The organism is Paenibacillus sp. W4I10 (assembly GCF_030816325.1).
Taxonomy (GTDB): Bacteria; Bacillota; Bacilli; order Paenibacillales; family Paenibacillaceae; genus Paenibacillus; species Paenibacillus amylolyticus_B.
Genome location: NZ_JAUSXX010000001.1, coordinates 1,597,363 through 1,615,706 on the forward strand (window position 1 = coordinate 1,597,363; position 18,344 = coordinate 1,615,706).

Below are 18,344 nucleotides of genomic sequence, written 5' to 3' on the forward strand. Positions count from 1 at the left end.
GAAAATCCGCCGTTAGTTCAACAGTAAGTCATAAAGTTTGTTGTTAAATCGCACTGTACAAAAGAAATGCTCGCACAGGCAGGGTAGTATTACTTCCCTGCCCAATACGAGCGTCTACGTCCAATTGCACTCAAACGGTTGCTCCGAATGTGTACTTTTAGCAATCGTTTCATTTCATGTGGCGATAGTCTAATAGATCCTTCAAATTCGAGATTTTCTGCAGCAGCTTCTCCCCAACATTGGTTTCCTTCACCAGTTTCCGTTCCAGTTCTTTGTCCACCAGTCTTTTCACAGACAATACGTCCGTTCCGTTGCATAACACATCTTCTTTTGATTTAAATTTCTGGTGGGCGACGAGCTGCATGCCAAAAGAATTGTACAGCAAGGTATATCCGGCAATGCCTGTGGTGGATTGATAGGCTTTGGAAAAACCGCCGTCAATCACGATCATTTTTCCGTTTGCTTTAACAGGGCTCTCTCCACTTATTTCTTTGACTGGCGTGTGCCCGTTAATGACATGTCCATGATCCGGATTCAAATCAAACTCCTGCAAGATTCTTCGACAGATCTCTTCATTTTCACGTAAATGGTAGTAAGGATTTTTTTTCTCCTTATGTGCTTCTTTTTCTTGAATAAAATAACGTTCAAAAGTGGTCATTTCTCTCTTGCCAAAGAGTGAGGAACATTCCCCTGTCCAGATGTACCATACCATATCCGTCGCCAGATCTTCTGTCTCTTCCGGATGTGCAAAGGCGTAACGTAAATAATCCTCAAAAACATCAAGCAATTGACGGCCCGCATATGTCTTGTCTTCAATCTGCATTTCTTCCATATTTCCTTCTTCATCCAAAGGAATACAGCCGTGGATTAACAAATTCCCATTGTATTTTAAATAAAGGCTACCCTTTTTCATGAGGAAATTCATATGTCTGGCCAGCTTTTCGGAATGCTGAACGGAGAACAGCAGTTTTTCCATCACCTGGCGTTCTTCCTCCAGCAATTCTTCAGGCTTCTGCGGATTAACAGTGGTAAAACAGGTGTTTTCCAGCAGGTACGTTTTACCGCAGATGTTGATTTCATTGTTATCATAATCAATCTGCTCCAGCAAAAGTCTTTCAGACATATTAAAGTATGGACGTCTTTTGATAATCGGGCTTTCAAGTTTAAACTGGATCATGGCAATGGCTTGGTGAATTTTGGTGATCTGCAGAATTTCCTGCTCCGATACATTATGGCCAGCCTGTAACTTAGGTCTGAAGGACGGATTGTCTTCATAATATTTCTCCGCCAGATTTAGCAGTGGGCGCAGATTGATTCCGTATACATCTTCAATGATGTCCAGATTGTCATATCTGGCGCAGATCCGAATAATATTCGCAAGGCAGACCAGAGAACCTGCGTAGGCTCCGATCCAGAGGACATCATGGTTCCCCCACTGTATGTCTACAGAATGGTAGTTGATCAACGTATCCATAATTTTATCAGGGTACGGCCCCCGGTCATAGATATCTCCAACCACATGAAGATGGTCAACCACCAGGCGTTGTGTCGTATAAGCAAGGCCGATAATGAGATTGTCCGCCTGGCCCAAGGATATAATTTGCCGATATATTTCCTCGTAATAAGGATCCTTATTGTTGGTCGAATCCGTCTTGTATAAAAGCTCTTCTACAATATATACATATTGCTCCGGCAGAGCTTTACGCAATTTTGAGCGTGTATACTTGGAAGAGGCATAAGAAATAAGCTTAAGCATGTGTTCAATTGTTAGTCTATACCACTGGTTTAAAGCCTGTTTATTGCTCAGTTCCCCTATAACCAGCTGTATTTTTTCCTCCGGGTAATAAACCAATGCCGCAAAATCATGGATTTCTTGATCCGTCCAAACCTCCCGGAATAATTCTTTGATTTTCTCTTTGACGGTACCCGAACCGTTTCGTAGTACATGCTGAAAAGCCTGGAACTCCCCATGCAAATCACTGACAAAATGCTCGGTTCCCTTCGGGAGATTGGAGATCGCTTCAAGGTTGATGATCTCTGTTATGATTTTTTCTTCCGTATCATATTTCTCGGCCAATAAATCTAGAAACTGCTCATCCAAAACAGATGTCCCCCTTCAAGGAAGTATGGTGTTGTATAGCCGGGTCCAAAAGCTTTAGACCTATATAAAATTACACTCTATACTTGGCATTGATTATATGGTAATTATCAGCATCGCCTTCCCCCATCATACTCCAGTTCATCAAATATGAACAAATTTTTAGGAATAAGAATTGTGTTCAATAGGCTCTTCTCCATCGATATTTTTTTTACTAAACTGCTATTTTACACAATGAAAAATAAACGATCTATTCTCAGAATTTGCTTGTTTAAATTCCCAGTCACCATATGTTTTAATTTTTGAAAAACCGATTTGTTTCAGCGACTCATCGAATTCTTCTTGATTTCGAAACCTCAGCTGCATTTTTTCATGAACTAACACTTTGTCTGTTTTAGTATTTTTTACAATTTCATAGAAAGTGTAAATATCTCCCTCAAACCCTTCATATTCTGTATGAATTTCTAAAGGATCTCCGCTTAGTCTATCTTTAGCTAAGTCAGGAGTTTTGTCCTTCTCCCATTCTTCCCATATTTTTACCAAAGGGTTTCTTGTATCAAAAATAAAGTGACCCCCCATTTTTAGGGATCGGAATACGTCTGAGATCACTCGCTTCCAACTATCATCTGTAAGAAATACCTGTGCAACATTGGCTGTCATAATTACCGCATCATAGGTATTGGTTTGTAAATCCGCACTATCACCTATAATCCAATTCACATTTCCAGAATTATCTTTACTTCGCGCCATTTCAATCGCTTCTTCATTGGGATCTATAGCGGTGATTTTATAACCGCACTGAACAAGATGAGTAGTCCATCTTCCTGTTCCACAGCCCAGGTCAGCTATAAATTCTACTTTTTGTCTCTTTAACAATGCAAGGAAAAATTCATCGTCTTTTCCCCAATGGTTAATCTGGTCATATACTAATGGAATCATAAAAATATCTCCCCACTTTCAACAGCGTTTTACTGTGCTCAACAGTTTGATGTCTCGTACATAAGCTATACGGTTTTATTCTCACTCTGTGAACCAAAAACTTCCCTGGTTGCTTCTATAAAAGTTAACAAGATTGGTGAAAGCCATTTGTCTTTATGCCACAACATCTGTGTATATACCTGCAAGTCCGGAATTTGCCATGGGAGGACAACAAGTTCTCCGCGTTCAACTTCAGACTCCACGACGATCTCAGGAAGAAAGGCAATACCGATACCTGAAATTGCACATTGTTTAATGGCTTCAGCACTTTGAAACTCTAAATATGTAATGCTATCAATCCCCTCTTTCTCAAATGACCGATCAAACATCGTTCGATACGGACAACCCTTCTCATTTGTCAGGAACACTTCTTCATGAAAATCTTCCAAATGCAGCACAGTTCGTTTGGCGAGTGGGTGATCTGGAGCAGCTAACAATCGGAAATGTTCTTCCAGCAAAGGTTCCACGGAAAGTCCACTCGAGCGAATGGGTTCATCCAACATATAAACAATATCAGTGGTTCCCTCAAAGAGCGTTTGCTTGAGTTCTTGATTCGGCACTGAGCGGAAAATTAGGCGAACTCCCGGATGCTGCGAACGAAACCGTTGGAAGACAGGTGGAAGCCGGTAGGAGCAAATAACCTCATTTGCACTTATCGTTAAGGTACCACTTAGTTTTTCATTATCATGGACAGCACTGCGAGCTTCGTCCATTTTTTCAAGAACGCCTTGGGCGTGTGTTAAAAAGCGTTTACCCGCAGTTGTGAGCGCGAGTTGCTTGCCCAACCGATCAAAGAGGCGAACACCTAGCTCATCTTCCAATGCTTTAATTTGCATCGTGACGTTGGAAGGAACGTAGCTCAGCGCTTCTGCTGCCCGCGTGAAATTCAATGTTGTTGCAACCGTACAAAACGTATTCAGTTGACGCAATTCCATCCGATGATCCCCCCTTCATCTTTCAATTTTATTGAATACTATTATGAATTCTATTCACTTTTATTGAGAGTATCACAGCTCTATACTGAGTACAAGAGATCACAGGGAACATGTGGTTTTTCATTTTGAAGGGAGCAATTATACGATGGATTATGAAATTTTTAATTTGGGTGATGTACTCTTACAATCAGGAGTGACGTTACCAAACGCTTTTCTTGCTTACAAAACATACGGAAAATTAAATGAACAGAAGGATAATGTTATTGTCTATCCAACGGCTTTTGGGGATCAGCATGTTCAGAATGAATGGCTTATTGGCAGTGGGATGGCACTCGATCCAGAGAAATATTTTATTATCGTTCCCAGTTTGCTGGGCAATGGACTCTCTTCCTCTCCCAGTAACACGCCTCCTCCATTTGATCGGGCTAACTTTCCACAGGTAACTATCTATGACAACGTTCGATTCCAGCACCAACTGCTGACCGAAAAATTCGGTATTCAAAAGATTGCTCTCGTCGTCGGGTGGTCGATGGGCGGCATTCAGGCATTTCAATGGGGGGCAAGTTACCCGGAGATGGTTGAACGAATGGCACCTTTCGGAGGCATCGCCAAACCTTGGCCACACACATTTGTGGTCCTGGAAGGCGTGAAAGCTTCCCTGCTATCTGCAGTCGGCTTCGACTCAAGTAAATTAAACCAACTAAGTTCGACAGACATGCGTGCCGTTGGTCGGGTCTATGCAGGATGGGGACTATCACATGCGTTTTATAGAGAAGAGCTTTACCGTGAGATGGGATTTGACACATTGGAGGATTTTGTAGCTGGTGTCTGGGAAAATAGCTTTATGAATATGGATCCGCATAATGTTCTGGCCATGTTATGGACAGGCCAACATGCAGATATCAGTGCAAACCCCTCCTATAACGGAGACTTTGATAAAGCACTTCAGAGCATAAAAGCTTATGCCTGTATCATGCCGGGAAGCACGGATCTCTTCTGCACTGCGGATGATAATGAATACGAAGCTAAGCGTATACCTAATGCTGTCTTGAAACCAATCCAATCGATCTGGGGCCATTTTGCCGGTCGTGGAATTAACAGTGCCGATAATCAATTTATTGATGACAATCTAAAACACTTGTTGTCACTTAGCACTAATGAATAGATCGTCACTTGCATGGGATGTCTGTCAGGCCTAGCAAGATTCCCTGTTCTACTCTAAGCAGTGCAATTCTCCATTTCGATACCGGTACCTCTGCCAGTCTCATTTCTATGGCTTTCATCTTTAGTTCCACCGGATAACTCACTCTGGTTACCATTACAAACACACCTCCAAGAGGATCTCCCTATCTTACGATAAGGTTTCATTCTCTTGAAGGTGTGTTTGATTAATACATATTCCTAATGATTATAACTGCAATTAAGTAAGTACGGTCATCGCCTCTCTTGTAAATGGAACCAGATCACCAGTACGTCCTTCTTGAATTTTCTTAGCCCATTCAGGGTCGACCAGAAGAGCACGTCCAACAGCAACCAGATCAAACTCATCATTCTGAAGTCGTTGTACCAATCCCTCGATACCGACGTTACTTGCGCCTTTACCTTCTGTGAACAGACTTGTAAAGTCACCATCAAGACCAATCGATCCAACAGTAATTGTCGGTTTGCCAGTCAGTTTTTTGGTCCATCCAGCAAAATTAAGATCAGACCCTTCGAATTCCGGCTCCCAGAAACGGCGTGTGGAACAGTGGAAGATATCAACTCCAGCTTGAACCAACGGTGCGAGAAGCTGCTCCAGTAATTCCGGTGTTTCAGCCAATTTAGCCTGATAATCATCTGTCTTCCACTGAGATAAACGCAGTATAATAGGGAATTCCGATCCCACTACTTTACGGCAAGCCTCAATCACTTCAACTGCAAAACGTGTGCGAGCCATCATATCTCCACCATAACGATCCGTACGAGAGTTGGTTTTCTCATACAGGAATTGGTCGATCAGATAGCCGTGTGCTCCATGGATTTCAACACCATCGAACCCAACGCGTTTCGCTTCTGAGGCTGCTTGTGCGAATTCCTGAACGATTGTAGCAATCTCAGCTTCCGAATAATCATTAACATGACCTTTGGCTCCCATATGCCAGATCTGTGGAATAATTCGACCGCCAGCTTCATGTACTTCAGATACAACATGTGCCCAACCATTCATTGCAGCTTCGCCATAAAAGTGCGGCACATTGGCTTGATTGGATGCATCCGGATGATTAATTATTGTCCCTTCTGTCACAATAAGCCCCACTGCGTTCTCTGCTCTGCGGCGGTAATAGCCCGCAACATTCGAACCCGGAATACCGTCCGGAGAAAATTGACGCGTCATCGGCGCCATCACGATCCGATTGGATAACTTCAAGTGACCTAACTCTATAGGTTGGAACAATGCTTCTACGGATTGAGAATAATTCATAATAACCTCCACAAATTTTGTTTTATATAAATTGACCTAGGAGATGTTAAACAGCAACCAGCCTGGTTAACAGCTAGACGTTATTTCCAAATGAATCAATACACGCTTTTTATCGAAAAGCCCCACCTCCTTCAAGGTTTCGTGGTGGTTTAATCCGCCTTCAATTATTTTTGACTTTGTAGTCAAGAATTTCACAAAAAAAAGATCAAGACATGATCATGCCAAATGAAATACGCAGAACCGTCTCGATCTGTTCACGGGATGAACCTGATTTCTCCATAACTCTCACACCAAGAATGGTGTTATTTAGGTAAGATGCAAGCTCTATACTCGTATACCGGTTGGAAATTAATTGTTGTTTCTGGCCACTACTTATGATCTTCTCTAATACCAGTTGAACCTCTTCTACCATGAGCTCAGCTTCGCGTGTGACCTGCTCGTCATCTGTTCCGAATTCGAGTGATGCATTCACAATTAGACACCCTTGGCAGCCAGTTTCATCGTCTAAAAGGGAATATCGTAAGGCATCCAGTTTATCAACGGGAGACGAATCCAGGGCTTCAATCTCTTTCAGTTTTGCTATAACCTGTTCACGGTAAAGTGCCAGCGCCTTCAGGAACAACGATCGCTTGTCTTTAAAAACACAGTACAAACTTTGCTTTTTGACTCCTGTAGTACGCGTAAGGTCCTCATAAGAAGTTGCTTTGAAGCCTTGATTCCAGAACACTTCCATAGACTGGTGTAATACACGATCGACATCAAATTCTCTTGGTCTGCTCATGGGATTAATGTATCAGTTCTTGACCGTATAGTCAAGAACTGATCATTTTACATCCTATTTGAAAGAGGGATGGTCACAATGGATAAACATAAATTTTTATATAAATGAACAAAAGCACCGATCTTCCCCAAAGTGGGAAGACAGATGCCACGATAAAATCTGATCGACATTGCTACCACTTTCCTAACCTTTTCAATGGAACTAAAATCTCTACGGTGATTTTCTGCAGGTCCATTGAATACGTTCTAACTCTTCCGGTAAGCAACCTTGTGAAAAGCATTGATATAACGAAACAGTGCTTCACCATCATCAGGCACATGTGTACTTGTATCCAGTGGCAGCATCATTGCCTGATACGGCTCTGGCACCATTCTATATTGATGGACATAGGAGGTTAGGATGAACCCGTTACGTTGCCAGAACTGAATGCGTTCCTGATGAGCCACCGTTGTCCCGAACTCCGCCTCGATAATCATACCTTTGATCCGGTGTTCCCTTAACGCCCAGGCTCTGATCTGCTTCAGCATCCAGGTCCCTACGCTCAACCCTCGCAGCTTCTGTTCAACCGCGAGGTAATCGATGATCAGGATGCGGTCCGCAGCCTTCCCCTCCAGTCCAGTAACAGCCATCGCAACCACTTCTCCATGATGCATGCCCGCGTGTAAATAACCAATCTTGCGGTCTAGCATACTGTGCAAAATCGCTTTTGTCTTAGCACCGCTTTGAAAAGCCTCATGATAGATTCGCTCCATCCGCGCCCACAATGCTTCATCCCACTCCTCTATAGTAGTAAACTCTAATTCAAGCATCTCATTCCCCTCCAGCGTTAATTCAGATTTTCGTGATCATCCTTTTCTTGCCTGACGATAGGCTAATACAGTCATTATACTTTTTATGAATTTTATTACAAACCTTCAACATCAGATAACAATGAATAAAACAAAAAAATGCTGTGATAGTGACTTCAATGAGAATATGTTCTCGTCCCGCGACATTTGTGGTGTATACGAAACTATTGATTCTCTCGGGTTGGAAACTGACCAAGTCACCAACTGGAAAATGTAGGATAGTTCAGACTTTATTACTCTTTAAGGTTAATGAGTTATGAATTATAAAACAAAGAAAGCAGCTGATCACTTGGGTCAGCTGCTTTCTTATTGTTATAGAGGTTTTGTATATCGTTAACCCGCATGTATCAAAAGAAGGATATTACAAGTGATTATTTATTGCAAAGATTGTTTCGTTTGTTTTCTTTTAGATAGAGAGTTATCAAGCAGCGTTGTTACGATGCCAATCACAAGGGCAAGCGCACCGATCCATGGAATATAGTTCAACAAGTTGTGGTTGACAGCAATACCCCCGACACCAGCTCCGGCAGCCATTCCAACTTGTCCAATCGCGCTATGCAGACTCAGTACAATGCCAGAAGCGGCAGGAGCGAGACTTATAAGCTGAAATTGGATCGGCGTACCTGAGGACCAGGCTGCTAGTGCCCAGAAAATAAGTAATATATATAGAAGAAATATGGATTGGCCTATAAACGGGAACAACAGTAATACAATGGCATGGAGTATCATTCCACCAGCTAGGGTACGGAATGTACCCCATTTATCTGTACTGAGTCCTCCTATTTTGGAACCAATAGCACTGGCAATACCAAATATAAACAGGGCTACCGTTACACCTTGATCACTCATGTTAAATATATTTAGGAGATACGGCGAAATGTACGTAAATAAAATGGAATATGAACCTAACCACACGAACGTAATCAGTAACGCTGCTGCAATACGGGGTTGCATAATGAATGTAAACTGATCGCGCAAAGGAACCGCTTTTTCAGCAACGACTTTAGGTATGATCAGCAGTGCTAGGCATAAGAGAATAAGTCCGGCTACTCCAAGACCAATAAAGATGATGTTCCAATCATAATGGGAAGCTACAACCCTGCCTATAGGTACACCGATAACTAATGCCGTACTATTTCCCATGATAACAGTAGCAATTGAACTGCCTTGTTTGCCTGGAGCAGCCAAAGCTGCAGCAAGAGTAAGGAGCGTAACCTGAATAACACCGGCACTAAGTGCTGAAATAATTCTAGCTACGATAAGCATCTCATATCCTGTGATCGTTGCAATTAAAATGTTAACAACAGAGAATACCGTTAATGCATAAACTAAGAGCTTTTTTCGGTCTAATTTAGATGTAAAAGCAATTAAGAAAGGAGTCCCTGCACCAAAAGCTATAGAGAACACAGTAATGAGCTGTCCAGCAGAAGAAACTGAAATGTTGCTAGATTCAGCTACTTTGTCCAGGATTCCGGCAATAACATATTCTGATGATCCATTAAGAAAACTAATTACAGCTAATAAATATATTTTCCACATATTTTTCAACAATTGCACCTTCTTATTTCTGTATTTCTAGAAAAATAGATATATTAAATATTCTCAACCAGATACTATTGAATTAGTAGCTAGAGACTTTCCCACAGAAAAACAGCCCCTAAGCGAATGGTTAGATTCATTTGTGTTCCACCTTTCAGTGTTAAATCCATAAGAGATTCTCATTTGCATAACTTATGTTACTTTTATTATTCAAATAAATATATACCTTTCAGCCTTTTAGTTTGAATTAACATGAGATCACATTTGTTACTCAAATGTTACGCAGTGTTTTGTATCAGCTTAATATTATGTAGAAGGAGTTTTTTGGGTTTTGCTATGCAACATCAAGACAAAAACGACAGTATTCCAAAGATGCTTTGGAACACTGTCGCTATGGGTATAACCAGATTAAACTTTGACTGTATACATCCATTCTTTTTCAAGAATATTGGTACGACCAGCTGATTCCACATCGGTATATTGATACATGTTCGTAATAATGACCGGCGTAATCATGTTGTAACCCGCTTTTTCGATCTCTTCACGGTCAAATTCCATCAATAGGTCGCCTACGGATACTTTTGCTCCAGCCTGTACCTTTGGCGAGAAAAATTGGCCTTTCAACTTTACCGTATCAATCCCAATGTGAATGAGCATCTCTGCGCCAAGATCACTTACGAGACCAATAGCGTGACCACTCTTAGAAACAGAGAATATTGTGCCGTTAACTGGGGAAACTGCACGTCCTTCTGAAGGTTGAATGGCAAATCCTTTACCCATCATTTCTTCTGAAAAAGCAGGGTCTGGAACCAGGCTAAGTGGCTTAACTTCCCCACTGATAGGGCTGAATATTTGTTCATCCTGTAATTTAGTGTCTTCAGTTACTACAGATATAGTTGCAGACGCTGCTGATGGTGCAGGTACCTCTTCCTGGAAGCCCAGAATATAAGTAATGACGCTAGCTACAACGAATGCAATTAAAGCAGCAATTAGTGCATAGAGCAGGTTGCTAATGTCTGGACCGACATATGAGGCAGCTCCCGGAAGACCTACAGTGCTAATGAAATAGGCTTTAACCGAAAAGGCTCCCAGAAACGCCCCAGCGACTGCGCCCCCAATGAGCGCTGCAATAAATGGTTTTTTGAATTTCATGTTAATTCCGTACATGGCTGGCTCCGTAATTCCCATAAGAGCGGTCAGTCCTGTAGAATATGAAAGTGATTTGGTTTGGGTGTTTTTAGACTTGAAGCCCACACCAAATGCAGCACCACCCTGGGCCATATTAGCTGCGAACATTAACGGAACGATAAAATCGTAACCAAGTGTTGCAATCGAACCAACTGCAAGCGGCAACAGTGCATAATGCATGCCAGTAATAATCAGTACAGACATCGTGCCACCAATTAAAATACTTGCAAAAATGGATGCGTTATCAAATAACCATCTGATACCCCCAGATAAACCGTTTCCAATAATGCCACCCAGTGGCCCAATCGCGATCAAGGTTAGTGGTACCATAATAAGTAACGTTACAGTTGGTACAACAATCATTTTGAGTGAAGCATGCGTAATATGGTCTATAGCTCTCTCCACGTAAGCAGAGATCCAGATTGCAATGACGATGGGAATAACCGATGATGCATAGGATGTAGCAATAACTGTAATGCCTGCAAACGATGTATTACCCTCTTGAAACAAGGCTGCAATGGTTGGGTGCATAAGACCAGCCGCTAATGCAGCTCCCACATAAACATTGCTACCCATTTTCTTCGCAGCACTAACGGCCAGAAGAATAGGCAGGAAGTAGAATGCACCATCGCCAACGGCGGATAAAATGATATAGGTTGAACTTGTATTCGTCATCCAACCAAGAGCTACCAGAATGGACACGATCCCTTTGATCATACCTGCGCCAGCAATTGCTGGCAGGATTGGCGTGAACATGCCCGAGATGAAATCAAATAATGCGCTGATCGGATTCCTGTGTTTCTTTCCACCTTTTGGAGCACTCTCTGCGTTAGGCTTCATGCTCATATTGGTCACTAGTGCTTTGTACACTTCGGAAACTTCATTGCCAATAATCACCTGAAACTGTCCACCGTTTTCCGTTACACCCATAACGCCAGGTGTGTTTTTTAACGTTGTTTTGTCTGCTTGATTGTTATCGTTCAGATTGAATCTGAGTCGAGTCATACAGTGTGTAACTTGATCGATATTCTCTTCCCCACCAACCAGTTTGAGAATATCTTTGGACAATTGTTGTTTATCCATGTTGTAAGGCTCCTTCGACGTATAATAAGGTATTCTCTGACCATGGACGCGTCTGGCCAGTTATAATGGAAGTGCGAAACATATGTTATAACGTCATGTTACTCAGAACAGGGAAAAAAATATATATGATTTAAGTGTTTAGTTTCCTTTGACACGAGATGATTTTTGTTACAAAAATGTAACACGTTGTTTTTTGAGCATAGGTAATGTATACTGCCTAAGCAGGTTACCTATTATTTTTATTATGGTCTAAGGGAGTGCATATCCATGTTCACCAGTGAGCAAATCTCATCTTATAACGAATTGGAACTATCTTTATATAACTATATTTCTCAGAACATGGAAAAAGTGGCGTACATGCGTATCAGAGAACTGGCCGATGAAACTCATGTATCTACAGCCAGCATTCTGCGATTTTGCAGAAAGAATCAATGTGAGGGATTTTCCGAATTTAAAGTAAAACTTAAGATGCTCGTTTCCCAACAAGATAAACTAACGAAGCAGGAGTTGAAAAGTCCTCATCATGCAGTGTATGCGTTTTTTGAACGTTCTCAAGCTCCTGAATTGGAGGAGAAAATTCGGACGGCAGCAAAGTTAATTGCTAATGCCAGTAGCGTTATTTTTATTGGTATCGGGAGCTCCGGAATAATAGGAGAGTATGGAGCCCGATTTTTCTCAAATCTAGGGATCTGTTCCGTGTACATAAAAGATCCTCATTACCCCATCCATACCAGAATTCAAAAAGACAGTGTTACGATTGCATTATCTACGCGAGGTGAAAACCCGTTTGTGCTACCTTATCTCCAACGGATCAAGCAGGAGAAAAATAAAATTGTGGCGATAACGAACGATCGCCAATCCACCATGGCTAAAATATCAGATGTAAGTATCCCTTATTATGTAAAAGAAGAGTATTACGAATCCACGAACATCACCACTCAGGTTCCTGTTACTTTCCTGTTGGAATGGCTGGGACGAGAGGTTTTCAAAGAAATGGTAAATACAGAATTGGAGCTATGAGAAAGAACTCGATCTCTCTATAAATAAAGACCGAAAGAGAGCCTTTTGGGCTCTCTTTTAAGTCACTATGGCTCTCGATGGGATGAGTACGTTAGACGCTTTCCATTACTTTTTTCCTTCGTGTTGCTGCAATTTGCGTCATAATCATTAGAATGATGATCACAATCATTCCAATCATAGCAGGTGTGAAACTATTGGAAGCATCATGAATCCAGCCTAGCAATATTGGACCCATCGCTCCAATAACATACCCGGCAGATTGCTGCATCGCTGACCAGGAAGTTGCATCGTTCACATTGGTTGTAGAATCAATCGGTAACATCAGGTTTAAGGTGAACAAGCCCCCTGCTCCAACTCCAAAGAGTACAACGGAAACCATCGGTATGAAATTCATCATCAATAAAATCAACCCGACAATCATGAACAGAGATTCACCAACCAACCATACTCTTCTTGAAGGAAAGTTCTTTAATAATACAGGAAGTACAAAGCTAATCGGAATTTGGATGACAACAAATATAGTCAGACAAAGCGTTGCGTAGGATTTGCTATACCCCATTTCCTGAATCATCAACGGGAGCCACGCTGTAAAAGAATAAAACAACATGGCCATTAATCCAAATGAAAGCGTAAGCGTCCATGCGCTTCTATTTCCCCAGGGAAGTTTAATTTGCGGACGTTCTTTTATTTCACTCACATGAGCAGATTCAGATTGCGGCTTCACCATGATCCACCACATGATCGCTGCTACAAAGGCAATTACTGCCCACCCTCCTACTGCTATCTGCCAAGAATTGAAGTATGCCTCTAAGGGAATGGATACCATTGAACTGCCCGCAGCCCCTACAGTGATTGCAATACTATAGAGTGCAATCATGGATGGAACATGATCGGGAAAATACTTTTTAATAAAACCTGAAGTTAACGGGCCGATCGAAGCGATCCCGATACCTACGATCAATGCTGATAAAAGTAAAACGGACGTAGACTGTGTAAATAGCCGAGTAGCTATTCCGATTCCGACCACAATCAGGGAATATCCAATGATTCGTTCTATTCCCCATCTCCCACTTGCTTTGACGGCAAAAGGTGAAAATACGCCCATACATAATACAGGTATTGAAGTTAGCAAACTGGCTAGTGCAGCGCTCATCCCCAGATCCTCCCGAATCGTATCTAGCAGCGGAGATATGGAATTAATAGCCGGGCGCAAATTCAATGTAGCAACAAATAAAGCAATAATTAAAAACATTTTTTTTCTCATCTTCTACTCCCTAATCGTTCAAATATCAATTATTAGACTAAGAAAGAGCCGCTGACTGGCGGCCCTTTCTTAGTTTTATTCTGTAGGCCTGTAAGCTGATCTGTAATCAACAATGTTCCAACATTAGCACCTGCTACTCACGAAACAAGCTGCTCCCGTTGCTCTGAATGACATCTTTATACCAGTGGAAGGACTTCTTACGATAGCGTTCCAATGTTCCTGAACCATCATCATGACGATCCACATAGATGAATCCGTACCGTTTTTTCATTTCTGCAGTTGTTGCACTAACCAAATCAATACAACCCCATGATGCATATCCCATTAATTCAACACCATCTTGAATGGCTTCAGCGACTTGAAGCAAGTGCTCCTTCAAATATTTAATGCGATAATCATCAATAACGGTTTTATTACCATCTCCATCCGTAATCAGTTCATCTACGGCTCCTAATCCATTTTCAACGATGAACAATGGCTTCTGATAACGATCATACATCGCATTCATGATGTACCTTAAGCCTTGAGGGTCGATCTGCCAACCCCAATCACTCGCGGTCAAGAGCGGATTAGGAACACCACCAATCAGGTTTCCTTCTCCTTTAATTTGCTTGGCAGGATCAGCCGTTTCGCAACTACTTTGATAATAGCTAAAGGAAATAAAGTCAACGGTATTTTTCAAAATTTCTTCGTCGCCAGGCTCGAAATGAATGGTGATCCCGTTATCTTTCAAGTAACGTTTCATGTAACCTGGGTAATAACCACGCACATGGACATCCGTAAAACCTGTGTTCTTATGATCCGCTTCCATCACTCTGATCATATCATTAGGGTCAGGAGTCAATGGGTAAATCGGCATAGCAATGACCATACAACCCACTTTTAACTCTGGGTTAATTTCATGCGCTATTTTAACTGCCAGTGCACTTGCAACAAACTCGTGGTGAACTGCTTGGTAAAGATCCTGTTTGCTAAGTTGATCCTTAGGCGTGTTAATACCGCCACTTGCAAACGGGTGTTCAAGGATCGAATTAATCTCGTTAAATGTGAGCCAATACTTCACTTTGTTTTTGTATCTCTCAAAAATGGTTCGCACATATCGTTCATAGAAATCGACCATTTTTCGATTCGCCCATCCATCGTATTCCCTAACAAGATGTAGAGGAGTCTCATAATGTGAGATCGTAACTAGAGGTTCAATCCCGTATTTCAGACACTCGTCAAAGAGATCGTCGTAAAATTGGAGACCTTTTTCGTTTGGCTCAAGTTCATCCCCTTTTGGGAAGATTCTGGACCAAGCTATAGACGTGCGAAAAACTTTGAAACCCATTTCGGCAAGGAGTTTAATATCTTCTTTATATCGGTGATAGAAGTCAATCGCAAATAACTTCATATTATCCTCTGTTGGTTCATTCGTCGGAGGTGTTTGAATGCCGTTTGGCATGATATCCTGAATGGAAAGTCCTTTTCCGTCTTCTTGATATGCACCTTCTATTTGGTTTGCAGAGACGGAACCTCCCCACAAAAAACCATTAGGAAATTGAAATGTTTGACTCATTTGGTAAGCCACCTTTCTTTTAAACCTTCAGCGGATCTGGATATAAAACGAATCTCGCTTTATCGGTTTTTTATCATGTATTTGTTTTCACAACTTATGTTACATAGATTTTTTCATAAAATACATGTTATTTCGTTTTTAGTACTAGGTATCACAGATTCACATTTGTAACATAAAAGTAACGCAGTGTTTCTATAGATTATTGCGTGCAAGCTCAAGGGTAACTGTAATTCAACTACGCCATCATAATAAGTAACAAACTAAAAAAGCCGTCAAAATGACGACTTCATCATGATACGTTATTCCATTCAACGTGTTTTAGCTGCTTCCGGCTTGATTTCTCCTAAATTGAGGTCAAATAGTAGGTTTCATATCTACAATGTTCTGGAGACTTTCCTTAATCTGATTCGTAACTTCGTGACCATGATACGTAATCACTTTTTTAATATCTAGCTCTAACAGTTTGGCTATCGACTTTAACGCAGTTGTATGATCCAACGTTTGCTCGTCATCAAAGGACAAGAGACGACCATCTTTTGCATTTAAAGCATCACCAGCAATTAACGTTTGGCTTGGAATATGATATAGCGACATATGATCTGGTGTGTGTCCTGGTGTAAAGACGACTTGAATACCACCTGCCAAGGGCAGAATGTCTCCATCCTTTAGTGCTGTATGAACGTGCACGGACGGTGCGAAATCTTTACTTTTAATAAGCGGAGTGACTCCTGTCAAATAAGGTACCGCTTCCTCATGAGCGAGCACAGCCACCTCGTTCTCCCTTGCCTGAACTAATTCCGGCAGACTGCCAATGTGATCCCCATCTTGATGCGTGATGATGATATGCGTCAGCTTCTCTAAACCGAAATTTTCTATTTCGAGTAACGTACGGATTTGTTGCAATTGCCCAGGAATCCCCGTATCAACGAGCACTACATTCTGTTCATCCCATAACAATGTTGGATATACAATAAATGGTTCTCCATAATACTCCATTTCAAGCTTTATTGTTTTGATTCCGGTATTCGGTTGAGACATAGAACTTCACTCCTTCAATTAGTAAAGATATTATATTACTTAAAGTAAGTCAGAAGTCAACACTTTTTCAAACTCACTCTCTTATTGGTTTGGTACTTAATGCTACAAGTGCAACTAAAAAAGATGCCTTCTCGTCCTTTTTTTGTACGTTTTCATTTGAAAACAAAAGAAACCCGAGGGTTATCATTCACCCGGGTTTCTCACTATTTAGTGCGGTATTCAGAATGACTCGCAACTTATAGTTCATCATTTATATGATCTACTCCCCATTTGCAAAGCTCTTGCAGAGCAGGGATGAGGGACTTGCCACGCTCTGCAAGGTAGTACTCAACTTTAGGCGGTACTTGTGAGTATTCATGGCGTGTAATGAGCGAATCAGCCTCTAGCTCTTTTAATTGATTGCTAAGCATTTTGTGAGTAATTCCTTGAAGCGCTCTTTTCAACTCACCGTAACGCATAATCTCTTCCTTCAATAGCAAGAATAAGATATGTAATTTCCATTTCCCACTAATTAGCGATAAAGTATACACAAATGATTCATTGCTGTCTTTTTTTTCATTTTTTGTTTTACTTGGAATCATGTAGTACTCTCCTTTTTGATAGTATCTCACTAAAAAGTGCATACTATTCTTTTTAAATGTTTCCATTATACTATACATTCAGTCCACGTACTTTTGGTTATGGCTATCCCATGCCACTTTTGATGGTATCTACTTACGAGTTACTGTCGGCAAGATGGTCAATATAGCAGTAGATGAATCTGTCTTAAATGAAAAGGAGAACAAATAATGGCAATTAAACCTGTTGATTTAAAGAAAGCATACCGTTTATTGCAAGTAGGTCCAACAACCATGATTTCTGCTAAACACGATGGAGAAGAAAATGTAATGGCAGCCGCTTGGGTCGGTCTTGTTGGAAATAATAAAGTGATGGCATTTATAGGAAAACAAGCTTTCACACGTGATCTCATTGAAAAGAGTGGTTACTATGTAGTACACATTCCAACTGTTAAACAAATGGAAACCGTGTTGTATGTTGGTGAGCACAGTTCTAAAGAAATGGACAACAAACTTGATCATATCCCACTATTTTACCAAGAAGAGTTTGATTTACCACTAGTTGAAGGTTCCGCTGGCTGGCTAGTATGCAAGGTTATCCCAAATGCTGTAAATGAACAAGAACATGATCTTTTCATGGGTGAAATTGTCGGTGCTTGGAGTGATGATAGAGTGTTCAACAACGGGCATTGGATTTTTGATGATGCTCCTGATGAATTGCGAACAATACACTATGTTGCTGGTGGTCAATTCTATGCTATTGGTAAAGGTACCAAATTTAATCATGGACCTGGTAAAGACTAAATAAATCGGTAAAGAAAAATCTCATAGTAATTCTTGCCTGTACTATACCCAAAAAACAAAAAAGTCGCTACTATAGCGACTTTTTTTGTTTTTTGGGGTTGGCGCTGAGTTCATCTTTCACTATTAATGGATAAGTCAAATTCCTCTTGAGGGCTGTTCTATGGTTAAGGAAGCTGGTAATACTGTATGAAT

16 protein-coding genes are annotated in these 18,344 nt (G+C 41.2%); 3 read left to right on the forward strand and 13 right to left on the reverse strand.

Features of this window, described 5'->3' with window-relative positions; genetic code table 11:
• Positions 1–169: 169 nt before the first annotated feature.
• From QF049_RS07275 to QF049_RS07285, 3 genes are all read right to left on the reverse strand, one after another.
• Positions 170–2,101: a fructose-1,6-bisphosphatase gene (locus tag QF049_RS07275; protein ID WP_307536091.1), complete on the reverse strand. Its 1,932-nt coding sequence runs from the start codon at positions 2,099–2,101 to the stop codon at positions 170–172.
• A 219-nt stretch (positions 2,102–2,320) separates the two neighbouring features.
• Positions 2,321–3,037: a class I SAM-dependent methyltransferase gene (locus tag QF049_RS07280; protein WP_307536093.1), complete on the reverse strand. Its 717-nt coding sequence runs from the start codon at positions 3,035–3,037 to the stop codon at positions 2,321–2,323.
• A 65-nt stretch (positions 3,038–3,102) separates the two neighbouring features.
• A complete protein-coding gene (locus QF049_RS07285) occupies positions 3,103–4,011 on the reverse strand; it encodes a LysR family transcriptional regulator (protein WP_307536095.1) in 909 nt (302 codons plus the stop codon).
• Positions 4,012–4,156: 145 nt separating this feature from the next.
• Here QF049_RS07285 and QF049_RS07290 point away from each other — a divergent pair, with 145 nt between their 5' ends.
• Entirely contained in the window at positions 4,157–5,176 is a 1,020-nt protein-coding gene (locus QF049_RS07290; protein WP_307536097.1) for an alpha/beta fold hydrolase, read from the forward strand.
• A 4-nt stretch (positions 5,177–5,180) separates the two neighbouring features.
• On the opposite strand, the gene QF049_RS07295 is transcribed toward QF049_RS07290, so the two are convergent.
• The 6 genes from QF049_RS07295 to QF049_RS07320 all read right to left on the reverse strand — a co-directional run bounded on the left by QF049_RS07295 (position 5,181) and on the right by QF049_RS07320 (position 11,911).
• Positions 5,181–5,330, reverse strand: a complete 150-nt coding sequence (locus QF049_RS07295; protein ID WP_307536099.1) for a hypothetical protein — start codon at positions 5,328–5,330, stop codon at positions 5,181–5,183.
• Positions 5,331–5,431: 101 nt separating this feature from the next.
• Positions 5,432–6,472: an NADH:flavin oxidoreductase gene (locus QF049_RS07300; RefSeq protein WP_307536101.1), complete on the reverse strand. Its 1,041-nt coding sequence runs from the start codon at positions 6,470–6,472 to the stop codon at positions 5,432–5,434.
• Between the two features lie 205 nt (positions 6,473–6,677).
• Positions 6,678–7,253 (reverse strand): TetR/AcrR family transcriptional regulator, encoded by a 576-nt coding sequence (locus tag QF049_RS07305; protein ID WP_307536103.1) that lies wholly within the window; start codon positions 7,251–7,253, stop codon positions 6,678–6,680.
• Between the two features lie 245 nt (positions 7,254–7,498).
• Complete coding sequence (locus QF049_RS07310; RefSeq protein ID WP_307536105.1) at positions 7,499–8,062, reverse strand: GNAT family N-acetyltransferase; 564 nt, start codon at positions 8,060–8,062, stop codon at positions 7,499–7,501.
• Positions 8,063–8,476: 414 nt separating this feature from the next.
• On the reverse strand, positions 8,477–9,640 hold the full coding sequence (locus QF049_RS07315) for an MFS transporter (protein WP_307543131.1): 1,164 nt from the start codon (positions 9,638–9,640) through the stop codon (positions 8,477–8,479).
• A 408-nt stretch (positions 9,641–10,048) separates the two neighbouring features.
• A complete protein-coding gene (locus QF049_RS07320; RefSeq protein ID WP_307536107.1) occupies positions 10,049–11,911 on the reverse strand; it encodes a beta-glucoside-specific PTS transporter subunit IIABC in 1,863 nt (620 codons plus the stop codon).
• Between the two features lie 267 nt (positions 11,912–12,178).
• Between QF049_RS07320 and QF049_RS07325 the strand changes: the two genes are divergently transcribed.
• Positions 12,179–12,931 (forward strand): MurR/RpiR family transcriptional regulator, encoded by a 753-nt coding sequence (locus QF049_RS07325; protein ID WP_307536109.1) that lies wholly within the window; start codon positions 12,179–12,181, stop codon positions 12,929–12,931.
• A 91-nt stretch (positions 12,932–13,022) separates the two neighbouring features.
• Here the strand turns inward: QF049_RS07325 and QF049_RS07330 are convergent, their stop codons facing one another.
• The 4 genes from QF049_RS07330 to QF049_RS07345 all read right to left on the reverse strand — a co-directional run bounded on the left by QF049_RS07330 (position 13,023) and on the right by QF049_RS07345 (position 17,372).
• Positions 13,023–14,195 carry an MFS transporter gene (locus tag QF049_RS07330; protein ID WP_307536111.1) on the reverse strand — a complete coding sequence of 391 codons (1,173 nt, stop codon included), beginning with the start codon at positions 14,193–14,195 and terminating at the stop codon, positions 13,023–13,025.
• Between the two features lie 133 nt (positions 14,196–14,328).
• A complete protein-coding gene (locus QF049_RS07335) occupies positions 14,329–15,753 on the reverse strand; it encodes a glycoside hydrolase family 1 protein (RefSeq protein WP_307536113.1) in 1,425 nt (474 codons plus the stop codon).
• Positions 15,754–16,107: 354 nt separating this feature from the next.
• A complete protein-coding gene (locus tag QF049_RS07340; protein ID WP_307536115.1) occupies positions 16,108–16,791 on the reverse strand; it encodes an MBL fold metallo-hydrolase in 684 nt (227 codons plus the stop codon).
• 236 nt (positions 16,792–17,027) lie between these two features.
• Positions 17,028–17,372: a winged helix-turn-helix transcriptional regulator gene (locus QF049_RS07345; protein ID WP_307536117.1), complete on the reverse strand. Its 345-nt coding sequence runs from the start codon at positions 17,370–17,372 to the stop codon at positions 17,028–17,030.
• Positions 17,373–17,579: 207 nt separating this feature from the next.
• Here QF049_RS07345 and QF049_RS07350 point away from each other — a divergent pair, with 207 nt between their 5' ends.
• Entirely contained in the window at positions 17,580–18,152 is a 573-nt protein-coding gene (locus QF049_RS07350; protein WP_307536119.1) for a flavin reductase family protein, read from the forward strand.
• The last annotated feature ends 192 nt before the right edge of the window (positions 18,153–18,344 follow it).

Bases quoted from the DNA above. Each gene is read 5' to 3' on its own strand.
- QF049_RS07330 (WP_307536111.1), bottom strand. From the start codon at position 14,195: ATGAGAAAAAAAATGTTTTTAATTATTGCTTTATTTGTTGCTACATTG.
- QF049_RS07295 (WP_307536099.1), bottom strand. From the start codon at position 5,330: ATGGTAACCAGAGTGAGTTATCCGGTGGAACTAAAGATGAAAGCCATA.
- QF049_RS07290 (WP_307536097.1), top strand. From the start codon at position 4,157: ATGGATTATGAAATTTTTAATTTGGGTGATGTACTCTTACAATCAGGA.
- QF049_RS07300 (WP_307536101.1), bottom strand. From the start codon at position 6,472: ATGAATTATTCTCAATCCGTAGAAGCATTGTTCCAACCTATAGAGTTA.
- QF049_RS07280 (WP_307536093.1), bottom strand. From the start codon at position 3,037: ATGATTCCATTAGTATATGACCAGATTAACCATTGGGGAAAAGACGAT.
- QF049_RS07305 (WP_307536103.1), bottom strand. From the start codon at position 7,253: ATGAGCAGACCAAGAGAATTTGATGTCGATCGTGTATTACACCAGTCT.
- QF049_RS07285 (WP_307536095.1), bottom strand. From the start codon at position 4,011: ATGGAATTGCGTCAACTGAATACGTTTTGTACGGTTGCAACAACATTG.
- QF049_RS07340 (WP_307536115.1), bottom strand. From the start codon at position 16,791: ATGTCTCAACCGAATACCGGAATCAAAACAATAAAGCTTGAAATGGAG.
- QF049_RS07350 (WP_307536119.1), top strand. From the start codon at position 17,580: ATGGCAATTAAACCTGTTGATTTAAAGAAAGCATACCGTTTATTGCAA.
- QF049_RS07345 (WP_307536117.1), bottom strand. From the start codon at position 17,372: ATGATTCCAAGTAAAACAAAAAATGAAAAAAAAGACAGCAATGAATCA.
- QF049_RS07335 (WP_307536113.1), bottom strand. From the start codon at position 15,753: ATGAGTCAAACATTTCAATTTCCTAATGGTTTTTTGTGGGGAGGTTCC.
- QF049_RS07310 (WP_307536105.1), bottom strand. From the start codon at position 8,062: ATGCTTGAATTAGAGTTTACTACTATAGAGGAGTGGGATGAAGCATTG.
- QF049_RS07325 (WP_307536109.1), top strand. From the start codon at position 12,179: ATGTTCACCAGTGAGCAAATCTCATCTTATAACGAATTGGAACTATCT.
- QF049_RS07315 (WP_307543131.1), bottom strand. From the start codon at position 9,640: ATGTGGAAAATATATTTATTAGCTGTAATTAGTTTTCTTAATGGATCA.
- QF049_RS07320 (WP_307536107.1), bottom strand. From the start codon at position 11,911: ATGGATAAACAACAATTGTCCAAAGATATTCTCAAACTGGTTGGTGGG.